Genomic DNA, 15,228 nt, shown 5'->3' with positions numbered 1-15,228 from the left:
GCGTCACAGCAGCAGGCCGCCCGTCGCGCGCAGGTTCTGGCCGGTCAGCCACCTGCCGTCCGGCCCGGCGAGGAAGGCCACCACGTCGGCGATGTCGGCCGGTCGGCCGATCCGCCCGAGCGCGGTGAGCTCGGGCATGCGCTCCAGCGCCTCCGGCGGGTTGGTGGAACGCAGCAGCTCGGTGTCGACCGCGCCGGGAGAGACGCTGTTGACGGTGATCCCGCGCCCGCCGAGCTCGCGAGCGGCCACCATGGCGAACCGCTCGACCGCCGCCTTGCTCGCGGCGTACACGGCGACGCCGGGCACCGCCAGCGCCGTGTTGAGGGTGGAGATGTTGATGATCCTGCCGCCGTCGCGCATCGTCCTGGCCGCCCAGCGCATCGCGATGAACACCGCCCTGGCGTTGACCGCCATGACGTGCTCGTAGTCGTCGTCGCTGGTGTCGGCGATGGACCGGGGACCGCCGGTCGCTGCGTTGTTGACCAGGATGTCCAGCCCCGGCAGGACCGCCTCGGCCGCGGCGAACAGCCGCTCCAGATCCGCCTTGCCCGCCAGGTCCGCCTGTACGGCATGCGCCCCCGTGGCGGCGGCGACCCGCTCGGCCGCCTCCGCCTGGCTGCGGTAGCTGAAGACCACCTGAGCGCCGTCCCTGGCCAGACGCTCGACGATTGCCCTGCCGATGCCCCTGGACCCTCCGGTGACGACCGCCCCCTTGCCGCTGAGTACTCCCATGCGGCCAACCTAGGCGATCGGTCCGGCGTCAGGGTGTGCGCTGGAGGATCTTGCGGGCCTCGCTCTTCGGCAGCCGGTCGACGTAGAGCGTGCCGTCCAGGTGGTCGGTCTCGTGCTGGAAGCAGCGTGCCAGCAGGCCGCGCGCCTTGAGCCGGACGGTGCGGCCGAGCCTGTCGACGCCCTCGATGCTCACGCCCGCCGCCCGCGGAGTGGCCGCGTACAGCGGCCTGCCGGTGTCGCGCCCGGGAACCGACAGGCAGCCCTCCTCGTCGAGCACCGGCTCGGCGTCGTCGATCGTCAGCGTGGGGTTGATCAGGTGCCCCTTGCGCCCGCTGCAGTCGTAGACGAACAGCCGGCGCGACACGCCGATCTGGGGTCCGGCCAGGCCCACGCCTTCGGCCGCGTACATCGCCTCGAACATCTCGTCGATCAGCTTCCTCAGCTCCCTGTCGAAGTCGACGACGGGTTCGGCCGGGGTGCGCAGGACGGGATCGCCGATGTACCGGATCTCACGCATGGGCGCTGTACTCCTGTAAGGACTGGGCGGGGCAAGAGCCTCTTACTCTAGCGTGGGACCGGCGTGGAGCGCGCCTTGCGAACCTGCCAAACTGGTCCCGTGCGTGTCTACATCGGTGCCGACCATGCCGGCTATGAGCTGAAGAACCACCTGGTGACCTGGTTGAAGGACCAAGGGCACGAGGTGACCGACTGCGGTCCTTTCGTCTACGACGCCGAGGACGACTACCCCGCGTTCGTGCTGCGCGCCGCCGAGGGGGTCGCGGGCGACCCCGGCAGCCTGGGCATCGTGATCGGCGGCTCCGGCAACGGTGAGCAGATCGCGGCCAACAAGGTGCGCGGCATCCGTGCCGCGCTGGCCTGGAGCGAGGAGACGGCGCGGCTCGCCCGCGAGCACAACAACGCCAACGTCATCAGCGTCGGCGCCCGCATGCACTCCGAGGAGGAGGCGACCGGGTTCGTCGAGGTGTTCCTCGACACGCCGTTCTCCGGCGCCGAGCGCCACAGCCGCCGCATCGCCCAGCTGGCCTCCTACGAGACCATCGGCCAGTTGCCGCCGCTGCCGTAGCGGCCCGCCAGGCTCCGGGGGCCGACCGCCCGCGCCTCCACGGCGAGCGGACACCCGCTCGCCGTGGCCTCGTCGCGCGGGTCGGGCATCCGCTCGCCAGATCCCGCGCCATAGGTTCTCTACCGAAATGCGCAGGCACGTTCTCTCCCGGAGCGCAGGCACGTTCTCTCCCGGAGCGCAGGCGCGTGGGCTCCCGAAGAGCGCAGGCATGTTCGCTCCCGAAGAGCGCAGGCACGCCGGGGCGCGCCCGCTCGCGCGGTCTCGCGGCATCCGCCAGAAGAAGGTCGCGCGCGAGGTTCCCGGCAAGGGCTTGCGGGCGAAAGGGGCGGCCGTGCGCCAGGGGTTACTGCTTGCGGCGCGGTTCGCGCCGGGGGGCCTCGTCGCGCAAGGGTCTCCGGTCGGCGGCCTCCTGCTGCTCCTGCGAGGGCCTGGAGACGTCCCTGGCCCGCATCGCGGTGATCGCCGTGATCTGCAAACTCTGCAGCGCCATACCTGTGACTGTAACCCGCCCCCGGCCCGTCCGTGGCGGCGGCCGGCCCCGCGCGCTCGAGGAGCGTGCCCCTGGAGGGAGGCCCGCCCCGTGCCCGCGGTGGCGGCCGGCCGTGCCTGCCGTACCCCATCAAGCCGACCCGACCGACCCGACCCGCCCCCGGCCGCCCGCCCGCTCTCCGGGCGTTCCTGAGCCGGTCAGAACACCAGGCCCGCCCACGGGGCGGGCGACCACGACAGCGCGGTGGCCAGCGCCCGGACCGCGCCCGCCGAGTGCTCGGTCAGCAGGCCCGCCGCGTGCTGGGCCGCGAGCGAGCCGGCCCCCAGGTAGGCCCCGCCCAGCGCGGCCACCGGCAGCGACAGGTCGGGCGCCTCGTCGGTGGGCTTGCAGGAGGCCGAGCCGGTGTCCGCGGTGAGGCGCCAGCGGCCGGCGTTCCACGGGCAGACGTCGTCGGCCACCTCGATCACCACGTCCACCGGCGCGGCGTACGCGCGGGCGGCCAGCGCGGCGTCCACCGAGACCAGCCTGACCCAGAGCTCGTCGCCCCAGCGCGCGTTGAGCTGGCGGACGTCGGCCAGCAGCTGGGTGATCGGGTCGTCGACCGGGACGTCGGCCGTGACCTTGGTGACCAGGTCGCGGTCGAGCACCGAGCGCCACAGCAGCGCGTGCGCTGCGGGGTCGGTGGCGTGCAGCTCGCGCAGCTGCAGCTCGCCGTCGGGTCCGCCGTTGTCGGCCCAGCCCCCCTTGACGCGGAACAGCGCGTAGCCGCGTGCCTTGTCGGCGTCCTCCACCAGGATCGCGCGCAGCCTGCCGGCGCCGTTCTGGTCGAACTCCTCGTCGGCCAGCATGTGGTTCCAGAAGTGCTCGTTGCGCGCGTAGCGGCCGGGCCGTTCCGCCACGACGGAGGCGAACAGCTCCTCCAGGACCGGCCTGACGTCGGCGGGCGTGACGACGCGGATCCTGAGCGAGGGATCGGACGGGGCGGACGCGGCGAAGGCCGAGCGGTGCGTGGGGATGCCGATCGCCAGGTTGTCGGACGCTCTGCCGTAGCCGAACCGGCCGTAGATGACCGCCTCGGAGGCGTAGAGCGCGGCCACGGCCTCGCCCCGCTGACGTACGTCGGCGAGTTGCCGGCGCATGAGCTGCGAGAGGATGCCGCGGCGGCGGTGGGAGGGCAGGACGCTGACCGCGGTCACGCCCGCCACCGGCAGCGTGCCGCCCGGCACGGCCATCGAGAGACTGTGGACGCCGGTGACACCCGCGATGAGGTCGCCGTCGAAGGCGGCCAGTGTCCGGTCGAACTCGGTGTTGGCCTTCCAGCGTTCGGCCTGGGTGGGAGGGGGCGTCCAGTTGAAGGCCTCGACGAGCACGCCGCTGAACTGGGGCCACTCGTCTTCCGAGATGGGGCGGATCGGATAGGTCATCCGTCCACGGTAGGAGCGGGCAAAGCCGGACGGCCACCCAATATCCATGGTAAATGATCAAGGTCTTGGTCAAGTGGGCTGCCCAAATGAGGGAGAGAACGCTACAGTCAGGCGCATCATGAATTCACGTCCGGTGCCGCAGATCCCGCCTCGGCTGCGTGCGGTGCTGGTCAAGGTGCCCGGTCTGGTGCCCCTCGTCAGATTCCTCCGGAGAGGGCCGCTGGCCCGCGACCGCAACCTGCTCATCACACTGTCGGTGCTGACCCTGACCGTCGGCGGGCTGGCCGCCCGCGTCTCGATGGAGTGGTTCTCGCCGTCCCTGTTCATCCTCATCACGCTCATCGGCGGCCTGCAGCTACGGCTGCGCAGCCTGGCGATCCTGCTGGTCTCCGTCCTGGCCTCGCTCGCCTACATTGGAGCGGTCCTGGGCGTCAACAGCATCGGGCTCGGGCTCATGGTGACCATCGGCTTCACCACGGTCCTGGCCGTGCTCATGGCGCGCACCAGGGGCAAACTGGGCGTGCAGGGGCTGCGCGGCGACGCCATGCTGCTGGAGCTGCGCGACCGGCTCAAGAGCCAGAGCGAGCTGCCCGCGCTGCCCAAGGAGTGGGGCGCCAAGGTGGTGCTCAAACAGGCGGGCGGCTCCTCCTTCGGCGGCGACTTCCTGGTCTCCACGCGCGACGGCGACAAGGTCGACATCGCCCTGGTCGACGTGTCCGGCAAGGGCGTCGACGCCGGCACCAGAGCGCTGCTGCTGTCGGGCACCTTCGGCGGGCTGCTCGGCTCGGTCGACGACTTCCTGCCCGCCTGCAACGGCTACCTCCACCGCCAGCGCGGCGACGAGGGCTTCGTCACCGCCGTCCACCTGCGCCTCGACCTGGCCACCGGCGAGTACACGATCACCTCGGCCGGTCACCCTCCCGTGGTCAAGCTCGACTCCGGCACCGGCACCTGGGAGATCGCCGCGGCCAAGGGCGTGGTCCTCGGAGTCGTGCCCGACCTGCACTGCGAGCCCGACAGCGGGGTGCTGCGCAAGGGCGACGCCCTCATGCTCTACACCGACGGCCTCATCGAGCAGCCGGGCCGCGACATCGACGCGGGCCTCGACAGGCTGCTGGGCGAGGCCGAGCGGCTGCTGCCCTCGGGTTTCGGTGACGGCGCCAGGGCGCTGGTCAGCTCGATGGCCTCCGGCCACAACGACGACTGCGCGCTGGTGCTCATCTGGCGGCCGTGACGAATGACACGGTCAGATCGTGAGCTGAGTCACTGTCTGGCAAGGGAGCGGGCCTGAGACCCTCAAGGGGCGGTCACGGTCGGCAGGGGCGCCACCGAGCGCCCCTGAGCCCCGAGCCCCGGCAGGAGCGGCGCGGTTCCGCCGGGGCTCGGCCGCGGTTCGCAGGGCTCGGTGGCGGTGCGTAGGGTTCGGTGGCGGTAGGCGGTTCACGAGGCTGGGCCGGCTGAAGCGGGCCCGCCGACGGCATGGCCGGAGCGTGGGGGCGGTCCCGCTACAGCCAGCCGGAGTCGCTGGCGATGCGCACCGCGTCGAGCCTGTTGCGGGCGCCCGTCTTGCACATGATGCGCGACAGGTGGTTGCGGACCGTGCCCACCGACAGGAACAGCTGGTCGGCGATCTCCGTGGAGCGCGCTCCGCCCGCCGCGACGCGCAGCACCTCGCGCTCGCGCGGGGTCAGCGGGTTGGCGGCCGACTCCAGCGCCGCCAGTGCCAGCTCGGTGTCGACGGCCCTGCGCCCCTCGGCCATCGCCCGCAGGCCCGCGGCCAGCACCTCGGGCGCCACGTCGAGGCCCATGAAGCCGGACGCGCGCGCCTCGAAGGCCCGCCGTACCTGGCCAGGGTTGGGCTGGGCGGACAGGATCAGCACCCGGCAGCCGGGCGCGTGCTCGCGCAGCAGCGCGGTGGCGCCGAGCCCGCCGAGCCCGCCGAGCCCGTCGAGGCCGGGCAGGCCGAGGTCGACGACGGCGGCCTGAGGCTGGTGCCGCAGCGCCGCGGGGACGATCTCCGTACTGCTGCCGACCTGGGCCACGACCTGCAGGTCGGGCTCCGCCTCGAGCGAGGCGACCAGGCCCCTGCGCACCAGCGGACGGTGCTCGGCGACCAGGATCCGAAGCGACACATCCCCTAGAGTGATCGGATGGCTGCGCAGTGTCAACGTGGCGCCACGCTTTCGCAAAGGACGCGCAAGCCGTTCAGCATTGGATTGTTCGACTACTCTGGGCTTGTCGGACCTTCTTCTCAGCCACGGAGCGCGCGTAGATGATCTGGCTCTACATCGCGGGGATCGTCATCTTCGTGCTGGGGCTGATGGCCTCCATCGCCCTGCACGAGATCGGCCACCTCGTTCCCGCCAAGCTGTTCGGCGTCAGGGTGACGCAGTACATGGTGGGCTTCGGCGGCACGTTGTGGTCGAAGAGAAAGGGCGAGACGGAGTACGGGATCAAGTGGATCCCGTTCGGCGGCTACATCCGCATGATCGGCATGCTGCCGCCCCGCCCCGGCGACGACCCCACCAAGCTGCGCAGATCCTCGACCGGGCCGTTCCAGGGCCTCATCGACACCGCGCGGGACGTGGCGCAGGAGGAGGTGGGCCCCGGCGACGACGACCGCGTCTTCTACCGCAAGAAGTGGTGGCAGAAGGTCATCATCATGTTCGGCGGCCCGCTGATGAACTTCGTGCTGGCCTTCGTGCTGTTCACGATCCTGCTCGTCGGCATCGGCCTGCCCGGTCTGTCGCCCGTGGTCTCGCCCGACACCAACGCCTGCGTCATCCCGCACGGCCAGACCCGCACGGTCTGCGCGGCGGGCGACCAGCCGACGCCCGCCGCCAAGGCGGGCATGAAGGCCGGCGACAGGATCGTCGCCTTCAACGGCGTCAAGGTCAGCACCTGGGAAGAGGCCACCCAGAAGATCAGGAAGCACGGCGCCGGTCCGGTCACGATCGGCATCGTCCGCGACGGCAAGCCGATGACCCTCGACGTCACGCTCATCACCAGGGCGGCCGTCGACGACCCCACGGCCAGGACCAAGGGCGAGGGTTTCCTCGGCGTCATGGCCACCAAGGTCTACGAGCAGCAGAGCGTCGGCACCGTGATCGGCTACATGGCCACGCTGACCGGCCACGTGGCCGAGTCGCTGGTCAACCTGCCGCAGCGGATGGTCGGCGTGTGGCAGGCGGCTTTCTCTGGCGAGGAGCGCGACCCCAACGGGCCCATCGGCGTCGTCGGCGCCGGGCGCATCGGCGGTGAGATCGCCGCCTCGGAGCTGCCGGTCAAGGACAAGCTCTTCCAGCTGGTCAACCTGCTGGCCGGGTTCAACCTGGCGATCGGCATGTTCAACCTGATCCCGCTGCTGCCGCTCGACGGCGGCCACATCGCCGGCGGCCTGTGGGAGGGCGTCAAGCGCGGCTACGCCCGCGTGATGCGGCGGCCGGAGCCCGGCTACGTCGACATCGCCAAGGTGCTGCCGCTGACCTACGCGCTCGCCATGGTCATGATCGTCATGGCGGGGCTGCTCGTCTACGCCGACCTGGTCAACCCGATCAGGCTCTCCGGCTGAGGTCAGTCGCCCGTCGCCCCGTCGATCCGCTCGCGCAGCAGGTCGGCGTGGCCGTTGTGGCGGGCGTACTCCTCGATCATGTGCACCATGATCCACCGGAGTGACACCTCCTCGCCGTGCCGCAGGCCCTTGCCGATCGTGTCGAGCGGGAGTCCGGCCGACACCTCGCGGGCATGGGCGATCTCGGCGCGCCAGGCGGCCAGCGCCTGCTCGCCGGTCATCGTCGCGATGTCGTCGAAGACGTCGTCAGGGCGGCCGTCGGTGGAGTGCAGGCGCGGGGCGTCCTCGCCCATGAGGTGCCGGCGGAACCAGCCGCGCTCCACGTCGGCCAGGTGGCGTACCAGGCCCAGCAGTGACAGCGTGGACGGCGCCGCGGACCGTTCGCGCAGTTGGTCGTCGGTCAGGCCGGCGCACTTGATCGCCAGCGTCTCGCGGTGCCAGTCGAGCCAGGAGTCGAGCATCTCGCGCTCGCCGGCGATGAACGGGGGATCGATCCGGGGGTTGGTCATAACGTGTGATTATGGACCCGCCCAGGAGCCATGGCGCCGCCAGGGGGCGCGGGAGGAGCCGGGGGCGTGACGGCCCCGCGGCCGGTGCGGGGAGGGCTCGGGACCGGCCTGGGGCGCGCGGGCGAGTCGGGCGAGTCGGCCGGGTCAGCCGTCCAGGAGCACGGGAAGGGCCGCCAGGCGCCAGGAGCCGGGCATGAGCTGCCGCTCCAGCTTCTCGGGCGGGACGGCCAGGCGTAGCCCGGGGAAGCGCGACAGCAGCCCGCCGAAGGCCACCTCGCCCTCCTGCCGGGCCAGCGCCGCCCCCAGGCAGTAGTGCAGCCCGTGGCCGAAGCCCACGTGGACCTCGCGCCTGCTGTCGGACTCGCGGGCGATGTCGAGCCGGTCGGCGTCGTCGAACCTGCGGGGGTCGAAGTTCGCGCTCACGAGCACCGCCATCACCGGCTCGCCCCGCCTGAGCACGGCGCCGTCGAGCTCGACGTCCTCGACGGGGTAGCGCAGGCGGGTGCCGTGGACGGGTCCGCACCAGCGCATGAGCTCGTGGACGGCGCGCGGCATCAGTTCGGGCTCGGCGCGCAGCCTGGCGAGCTGGTCGGGGTGGGTCAGCAGGGCGGCGGTGCCGTTGCCGATCAGGTGGGCGGTGGTCTCGTGACCCGCCAGGACGAGCGTGAGCACCATGGTGACCAGCTCGGCGTCGCTCAGGCGGTCGCCATCCTCGTCGTGGGCCCTGATGAGCCCGGTGAGCAGGTCGTCGGCGGGGGTGGCGCGCCGGCGGGGGATGAGGTCGCGGACGTACTCGATGATGCCGACGAGCGGCTCGGCGAGCGCGCCGGGTTCCATGCTGACCATGCGGGCGCCCCAGGCCCTCCACTGCGGGCGGTCGGCCTCGGGGATGCCGACCAGCTCGCAGATGACGGTGATCGGCAGCGGGTAGGCGTACTCCTCGACCAGGTCGACGACCCGGTCGGACGGCAGCGCGTCGAGCAGCCGCGCGCTGATCTCCTCCACGCGGGGCCGCAGCTCCATCACGCGCCTGGCCGTGAAGGCGCGCGAGACCAGCCTGCGCAGCCTGAGGTGGTCGTCGCCGTCGAGGTCGAGCATGCCGTTGGCCAGGAAGTCGGCGTACTCGGGCGGGACGCCCCTCGCCTGCGCGATCTTCGTGCGCGCGTTGTCGACCGTCCCGCCTGGCACGTTGCGCGGGTCGTTGACGAACCGGTGGTCGCTCAGCACGGTCCTGACGTCGTCGTACCGGGTGACCAGCCAGATGGGGGTGTCGTCATCCAGCCACGGGAAGGAGGCGCGGAGCACGGGCGCCTCCTCCCTGAGCTCGGCGAAGCCGCCGAAGGGGTCGGCCAGCAGGTTGGGATCCATCATGTTGACGGTCTTCATGAGCGCCTCTCGTGACCGAACGGATGATTTTGGTCATCGAGTCAAACGTACGCCTGCCGCCGACCCCGGGCAAGGAGCGTCCGAAGCCACGAGGCGGACGGCAGGGCACGGCCGCGTGTCCGCTCTGCGAAGGGGGCGGCTATGTTGACGATATGGCGTCTGACTTCGAGGCGCAGTCGCGAGTGGTTTCAGCCGGTTCGGTGCGGCGCGTCGAACCCGCCGGTACGACCGCCCGCCACGAGTCACGCGTGCGGGACAACCATCGCCATGTCGTGCGCCGCTCCTGCGGTGCGATCGCGGACGTCGACTGCGCCCCCGGCCGCGCCCCCTGGCTCACCGCCTCGGATGACCAGGGCTTCGTGACCGGCCATGCGGAGGTCGTCTCCTGGGGCTCCTGTCCCGGCTGTGCGACCAGACGCATTGCCCACTGATCCGGCAGTTCGGAGGAAGCAGATGAGCGACACCCAGGACAACGCCCCCTCCAGCGCGCAGGGCGTGGACCAGAAGGCGGCGGCCGGCTACTCGGTCGCCCAAGACTCCGCGACCGCGCGTGGCAGCGAGAGCGAGAATCCGGCGATCCCCTCGCCGACCCCGAGGACCGGCGGTCGTCCGCGCACGAACCGGGACTGGTGGCCCAACCAGCTCGACCTCTCGGTGTTGCGCGCGCACTCGTCCAAGAGCAGCCCACTGGCAGAGGGCTTCAGCTACGCCAAGGAGTTCGGCAAGCTCGACGTCGAGGCCCTCAAGCGGGACATCATCGAGGTGCTCACCACCTCGCAGGACTGGTGGCCGGCCGACTTCGGCCACTACGGCGGTCTCATGATCCGGATGAGCTGGCACGCCGCAGGCACCTACCGCATCCACGACGGTCGCGGCGGGGCCGGCGATGGCGCCCAGCGTTTCGCGCCGCTCAACAGCTGGCCCGACAACGCCAACCTCGACAAGGCCCGCCGGCTGCTGTGGCCGGTCAAACAGAAGTACGGCCAGAAGATCTCGTGGGCCGACCTGCTCGTGCTCGCCGGCAACGTCGCCCTGGAGTCGATGGGTTTCCAGACCTTCGGCTTCGGTTTCGGCCGCGAGGACGTCTGGGAGCCGGAGGAGATCTTCTGGGGTCCGGAGGACGCCTGGCTCGGTGACGAGCGCTACGCCACCGACACCGAGATGGTGCCGATCTTCGGCGCGACCGAGATGGGTCTCATCTACGTCAACCCGGAGGGTCCCCACGGCAACGCGGACCCGGCCGCGGCGGCGCATTTCATCCGCGAGACCTTCGCACGGATGGCGATGAACGACGAGGAGACCGTCGCTCTCATCGCCGGCGGCCACACGTTCGGCAAGACCCACGGCGCCGGCGTCGCGGACGACCATGTGGGGCCGGAGCCCGAGGGCGCGCCGCTGGAGGCGCAGGGCCTGGGCTGGCTGAGCAGCTACGGCACCGGCAAGGGCGGTGACACGATCACCAGCGGTCTCGAGGTGACGTGGTCCGACCGGCCGACGCAGTGGAGCAACCGTTACTTCGAGATTCTCTTCGGCCACGAGTGGGAGCTCACCACGAGCCCCGGCGGCGCGAAGCAGTGGGTCGCGAAGGACGCCGAGGCGTTCATCCCGGACGCCCACGACCCGTCGAGGAAGCACAAGCCGACGATGCTCACGACCGATCTGTCGCTGCGCGTCGACCCGACGTACCAGAAGATCTCCCTCCACTTCCTGGAGAACCCCGACGAGCTCGCGTCGGCCTTCGCCAAGGCCTGGTACAAGCTGCTGCACCGCGACATGGGTCCGGTCAGCCGCTTCCTCGGACCGTGGGTCGCCGAGCCCCAGCTGTGGCAGGATCCGGTGCCGGCGGTCGACCACGAACTCGTGGGCGACGCCGACGTCGCCTCCCTCAAGGCGAAGATCCTGGAGTCCGGCCTCACGACCGCTCAACTGGTCTCCACCGCCTGGGCCGCCGCAGCGAGCTTCCGGTCCACCGACAAGCGCGGCGGCGCAAACGGCGCCCGGCTCCGTCTCGAGCCGCAGCGCAGCTGGGAGGTCAACCAGCCCGAGCAGCTCACGACGGTCCTGGACGCCCTCGAGGGCATCCGGCGCGAGTTCAACGAGGCCGGCGGCGCGAAGATCTCGCTCGCCGACCTGATCGTGCTGGCCGGCTCGGCCGCCGTCGAGAGGGCAGCGGGCGAGGCCGGCGTGGCGGTGACGGTGCCGTTCCGCCCGGGCCGTACCGACGCCACTCAGGAGCAGACCGACGTCGAGTCCTTCCGGGTCCTGGAGCCGCGGGCCGACGGGTTCCGCAACTACCTGCGTTCCGACGAGAAGACGCAACCGGAGGTGCTGCTCGTCGATCGTGCCTACATGCTCAACCTGACTCCGCCCGAGATGACCGTCCTCATCGGCGGCCTGCGTTCCCTCGGAGCCAACGTCGGCGGTACCCGGCACGGCGTCCTCACCGACCGGCCCGGTGTGCTCACCGCCGACTTCTTCACCAACCTGCTCTCCCCGGGCACCCGGTGGAAGGCATCGGACTCCGAGGAGCATCTGTACGAGATCCGCGACGTGGTCACCGATGAGGTGAAGTGGACCGCCACCGCGGTCGACCTCATCTTCGGCTCCAACTCCCAGCTACGGGCCCTCGCGGAGGTCTACGCCAGCCAGGACGCCCGCGACAAGTTCGTGACCGACTTCGTCGCGGCCTGGACCAAGGTCATGGAACTCGACCGGTTCGACCTCGCCTGACCCGTGAACGCCCCCGCCGCCGAGGGCGGCGGCGGGGGCGGCGGAGGCGTATCGGTCCAGGCGGCTCGCCATCGCCTGCTTTCAGTTCATCGAGACGTGGACGTGGTCGTAGTGGTTCTCGGTGATGCTGCCGCGGTCGGACATCGGCCGCCAGCCGCTGCCGCTGTTGATCCGCTGCCGCCAGATCACGTACTTGACGCCCAGGCGGGTCTGGTTCTTCACCGCCCACGCCGCGATCTGGTCGCCCAGCGTCCGGTTGACGGCCGCGGGCATGGAGCCGCCCGAGCTCATCATGAAGTCGCAGGCCCGTCCGAGGGGGTGTTCCCCGCTGCTGCCCGACCGGTAGCAGCCCACCTCGAACGGCAGCGCGAACGTCTTCTTGATGGTGTCGCGCATGAGCCGGGTGCGCGGGGTGATGTTGTCCGACCCGGCGGGAAGCTCAGGCGCCCAGCTGCCGTCGGCCTTGCGGCCAGGACCGGTCGGCACGAGGGCCTGCAGCTTCTTCTCGATGTCCTTGATCATGCCCTCGGCGGCCTTCCGGTCGCCGGCGACCTGCTCGGTCTCGGTCCTGATCCGGTCGGCGAGCGCGGTGGCCGCGTCGGCGGCCTGCTTCTTGGTGTCGCGCGCCGCGGCGACGTTCTTGACGACCGCGTCCTGCTCGGCGCTCATCTGCTCGAGCAGGGCGGCGGTGTTGAGGTCGGGGGTGAACAGCAGCGTCGGCAGGTCAGGGGTGCTGGCCTGGTAGCGCAGCTCGGTGATCCTCGAGGCCTCCTTCTCGGCCGTGACCAGCGTCTGCTCGGCCGCCGCGAGCTGTTTCCCGGCCGCTTTCGCGTCCTTCTGGGCCTTGGCCAGCGAGACGCGCTTGGCGTTGTAGGTCCGGATCAGCTTGTCGACCCGGGTGTTGAGCTTCTTCAGCTCGGTCCGCAACTGCGGTTCGGACGGCTTGGGGGCAGCCGAGACCGCGGTCGCGGAACCGATCACGAGGGACAGCGCGGCGACAGCACCGCATGCGAAACGGGACGTGGGGGACGCCACGAACGATCCTCTCCGTCTGCCGGCCGGGTTAGCTGACGGGTTCGGGCGGGAGAAGCCCTACCACACGCGTGGATTCACCCCAGGTTCTCGATGGGTCCCCGGCTCCGGGCAACGCGCCCAGGATTAGGCATGTGACGGCTGTGAAAGCCGACGAATCGGGATATTAGTAGTAAATCCCCCGTAATGCGACCTCAAGCGGACATTAATTAGTGATCTACTTGTGATCGAAGCAGCCGTGCCGCGTCCTCGGGCAGAACGTCGTTGACGAAGGCGCCCATCGCCGACTCCGAGCCCGCCAGGTACTTCAGCTTCTCCGGCGCCCTGCGGATGCTGAACAGCTCCATGTGCAGGTAGGCCAGGTCGCGGCCGTGCCGTACGGGGGCCTGGTGCCAGGCGGCCACGTACGGCATGACCACCCCGAACAGCCCGTCGAGCGCCTTCAGCACGCGGGTGTAGACGGGGCCGAAGGCGGCGCGCTCCTCCTGGGTGAGCGCCGCCAGGTCCGGAACCTGGCGGTGCGGGTAGAGGTGCACCTCGAACGGGTAGCGGGCGGCGGCCGGCACGAACGCGGTCCACAGCTCGTTGGCGGCCACCACACGCTCGCCCGCCCGCTCGGCGGCCAGCACGTCGGCGAACAGGTTCGGCCGCTTGGCCGCGGCCGCCAGGTGCAGGCGGGTGCGCGGGGTGACGTAGGGGTAGGCGTAGATCTGGCCGTGCGGGTGCGCCAGCGTGATGCCGATCTCGGCGCCCCTGTTCTCGAAGCAGAACACCTGCTCCACGCCCGGGATCGCCGACAGCTCGGCCGTGCGGTCGGCCCAGGCCTCCATCACCAGCTCCACCTGCTCGTCGGACAGCGCCGAGAAGGAGGAGTCGTGGTCGGAGGTGAAGCAGACGACCTCGCAGCGCCCGACCCCCGGCCGCACCTCGCTCAGCCCGCCGGGGGCGGCGTAGGTGCCCAGGTTGGTGGAGAAGCTGGGAAAGCGGTTCTCGAAGACGGCGACGTCGTAGTCGGCGGCCGGGATCTCGGTCGGCTTGCCGGGCCTGGTCGGGCACAGCGGGCACTCGTCGGCCGGCGGCAGGAAGGTGCGGGTCTGCCGGTGACCCGCCATCGCCACCCACTCCTCGGTGAGCGGGTCGTAGCGCAGTTCGGAGGCCGCGGGCCTGGGCGGCAGCTCGCGCTCGTCGATCGCGCTCCGGTCGGCGTCGTCGCGCCGGTCGAAGTAGATCAACTCTCGGCCGTCGGCCATGTGCGCGATGGTGCGCTTCACTTGATGTCCTCCGCGATGATCAGTTCTCCCGCCCGCTCGGCCAGCTCCGCGCGCGCCTCGTCCGGCAGGGCCGCGTCGCTGATGACGACGTCGGCCTCCGACAGCTCCGCGATCGTGCTGATGCCGACCGTGCCCCACTTGGTGTGGTCGGCCGGGACCACCAGGCGATGTGCCGAGGCGACCAGTTCCCTGTCGGTCTCCGACTCCAGCAGGTTGGGGGTGGTGAAACCGGCCTTGGTGCTCATGCCGTGCACGCCCAGGAACAGCGTGTCGACGTGGAGCCGCCTGATGGCCGCGACGGCGACCGGGCCGACCAGGGCGTCGGACGGCGTGCGGACGCCGCCGGTGAGCACCACCGTGCGGTCGGCGCGCGGGCTGCGGTGGAAGACGTCGGCGACGGGGATGGAGTTGGTGATGACGGTGAGGTCCGGCACGTCGACCAGGTGGTGGGCCAGCGTCCAGGTGGTGGTGCCGGCCGACAGGGCGACGGCGGTGCCGGGGCGGACGAGCGTGGCCGCCCTGCGGGCGATCGCGTCCTTCTCCGGCTGCTGACGCATCGACTTGGCGGCGAAGCCCGGCTCTTCCGTCGAGCCGGGGCCGTTGATCGTGGCCCCGCCGTGCACCTTCTCGAGCAGGCCCCGCTCGGCGAGCGCCTCCAGGTCCCGGCGAATGGTCATGTCGGAGACGCCGAGCTCGCGGACGAGGTCGGCCACCCGGACTCCGCCGCTGCGACGGACGCGCTCCAGGATCGCCTGTTGCCGCTGTGGTGCGAGCATGTGCCCTCCTTCCAACAGATTCCACCAAATTATGACACATCTATGTTGAAACATGGGGAGTGGAATCTGGCGAAGGCCTTGTCCGGGCCGCCGCCTTCGCGAGAGGTTGGGATCATCACATGAGGAGGTAGGCGATGGCGAAGCGCGCCCGCAAGACCAAGGCCCGCAAGAAGAAGGCGGCCAACCACGGCAAGCGTCCCAACGCTCGCTGAGGCAGGACATC

General features: G+C 70.9%; 16 protein-coding genes and 1 riboswitch. Of the genes, 6 read left to right on the top strand and 10 right to left on the bottom strand.

All coding sequences use genetic code 11. The annotated features are described in order from the left end of the window. Positions 1–3: 3 nt before the first annotated feature. A complete protein-coding gene (locus ACWENQ_RS14915) occupies positions 4–732 on the bottom strand; it encodes an SDR family oxidoreductase (protein WP_452414568.1) in 729 nt (242 codons plus the stop codon). 28 nt (positions 733–760) lie between these two features. After that, a complete protein-coding gene (gene def, locus ACWENQ_RS14910; protein ID WP_449919639.1) occupies positions 761–1,249 on the bottom strand; it encodes a peptide deformylase in 489 nt (162 codons plus the stop codon). A gap of 99 nt (positions 1,250–1,348) precedes the next feature. On the opposite strand from def, the gene ACWENQ_RS14905 reads away from it, so the two are divergent. Beyond that, positions 1,349–1,816 (top strand): ribose-5-phosphate isomerase, encoded by a 468-nt coding sequence (locus ACWENQ_RS14905; RefSeq protein ID WP_354914884.1) that lies wholly within the window; start codon positions 1,349–1,351, stop codon positions 1,814–1,816. Between the two features lie 343 nt (positions 1,817–2,159). Here the strand turns inward: ACWENQ_RS14905 and ACWENQ_RS14900 are convergent, their stop codons facing one another. Continuing rightward, complete coding sequence (locus ACWENQ_RS14900; RefSeq protein ID WP_452414566.1) at positions 2,160–2,306, bottom strand: hypothetical protein; 147 nt, start codon at positions 2,304–2,306, stop codon at positions 2,160–2,162. Between the two features lie 197 nt (positions 2,307–2,503). Beyond that, positions 2,504–3,730, bottom strand: a complete 1,227-nt coding sequence (locus tag ACWENQ_RS14895; RefSeq protein ID WP_452414564.1) for a GNAT family N-acetyltransferase — start codon at positions 3,728–3,730, stop codon at positions 2,504–2,506. Positions 3,731–3,848: 118 nt separating this feature from the next. On the opposite strand from ACWENQ_RS14895, the gene ACWENQ_RS14890 reads away from it, so the two are divergent. Then, positions 3,849–4,964: a PP2C family protein-serine/threonine phosphatase gene (locus ACWENQ_RS14890; RefSeq protein WP_354914878.1), complete on the top strand. Its 1,116-nt coding sequence runs from the start codon at positions 3,849–3,851 to the stop codon at positions 4,962–4,964. A gap of 271 nt (positions 4,965–5,235) precedes the next feature. On the opposite strand, the gene ACWENQ_RS14885 is transcribed toward ACWENQ_RS14890, so the two are convergent. After that, on the bottom strand, positions 5,236–5,862 hold the full coding sequence (locus tag ACWENQ_RS14885) for a response regulator transcription factor (RefSeq protein WP_452414562.1): 627 nt from the start codon (positions 5,860–5,862) through the stop codon (positions 5,236–5,238). Between the two features lie 140 nt (positions 5,863–6,002). Between ACWENQ_RS14885 and ACWENQ_RS14880 the strand changes: the two genes are divergently transcribed. Next, positions 6,003–7,301 (top strand): M50 family metallopeptidase, encoded by a 1,299-nt coding sequence (locus tag ACWENQ_RS14880; RefSeq protein WP_449919649.1) that lies wholly within the window; start codon positions 6,003–6,005, stop codon positions 7,299–7,301. Positions 7,302–7,303: 2 nt separating this feature from the next. Here the strand turns inward: ACWENQ_RS14880 and ACWENQ_RS14875 are convergent, their stop codons facing one another. Further along, positions 7,304–7,810, bottom strand: coding sequence for a DinB family protein (locus ACWENQ_RS14875; RefSeq protein WP_452414560.1), 507 nt, complete (start codon positions 7,808–7,810; stop codon positions 7,304–7,306). Between the two features lie 144 nt (positions 7,811–7,954). Beyond that, positions 7,955–9,196, bottom strand: coding sequence for a cytochrome P450 family protein (locus ACWENQ_RS14870; protein ID WP_452414559.1), 1,242 nt, complete (start codon positions 9,194–9,196; stop codon positions 7,955–7,957). Between the two features lie 152 nt (positions 9,197–9,348). On the opposite strand from ACWENQ_RS14870, the gene ACWENQ_RS14865 reads away from it, so the two are divergent. Together ACWENQ_RS14865 and katG are read left to right on the top strand one after the other, a co-directional pair. Continuing rightward, positions 9,349–9,627: a hypothetical protein gene (locus ACWENQ_RS14865; RefSeq protein WP_452414557.1), complete on the top strand. Its 279-nt coding sequence runs from the start codon at positions 9,349–9,351 to the stop codon at positions 9,625–9,627. A 22-nt stretch (positions 9,628–9,649) separates the two neighbouring features. Then, complete coding sequence (katG, locus tag ACWENQ_RS14860; RefSeq protein WP_452414556.1) at positions 9,650–11,926, top strand: catalase/peroxidase HPI; 2,277 nt, start codon at positions 9,650–9,652, stop codon at positions 11,924–11,926. Positions 11,927–12,007: 81 nt separating this feature from the next. Here katG and ACWENQ_RS14855 read toward each other — a convergent pair whose 3' ends face one another. From ACWENQ_RS14855 to ACWENQ_RS14845, 3 genes are all read right to left on the bottom strand, one after another. Beyond that, on the bottom strand, positions 12,008–12,961 hold the full coding sequence (locus ACWENQ_RS14855) for a coiled-coil domain-containing protein (RefSeq protein ID WP_354914868.1): 954 nt from the start codon (positions 12,959–12,961) through the stop codon (positions 12,008–12,010). A 3-nt stretch (positions 12,962–12,964) separates the two neighbouring features. Next, positions 12,965–13,101: riboswitch (cyclic di-AMP (ydaO/yuaA leader) on the bottom strand. Positions 13,102–13,167: 66 nt separating this feature from the next. Then, positions 13,168–14,229, bottom strand: a complete 1,062-nt coding sequence (galT, locus tag ACWENQ_RS14850) for a galactose-1-phosphate uridylyltransferase (protein ID WP_452414554.1) — start codon at positions 14,227–14,229, stop codon at positions 13,168–13,170. After that, the gene (locus ACWENQ_RS14845) at positions 14,226–15,005 is read right to left on the bottom strand and encodes a DeoR/GlpR family DNA-binding transcription regulator (protein WP_354914866.1); all 780 of its coding nucleotides are present in this window, start codon (positions 15,003–15,005) and stop codon (positions 14,226–14,228) included. The genes galT and ACWENQ_RS14845 overlap by 4 nt, the downstream gene beginning before the upstream one ends. Positions 15,006–15,139: 134 nt before the next feature. Between ACWENQ_RS14845 and ACWENQ_RS14840 the strand changes: the two genes are divergently transcribed. Then, entirely contained in the window at positions 15,140–15,217 is a 78-nt protein-coding gene (locus ACWENQ_RS14840; protein ID WP_376773285.1) for a 50S ribosomal protein bL37, read from the top strand. Positions 15,218–15,228 lie beyond the last annotated feature (11 nt).

It is taken from the genome of Nonomuraea sp. NPDC004354 (genome assembly GCF_053602555.1).
The sequence above is the reverse complement of the archived record's forward strand: the minus strand, read 5'-3'. Positions and strand labels throughout refer to the sequence as shown.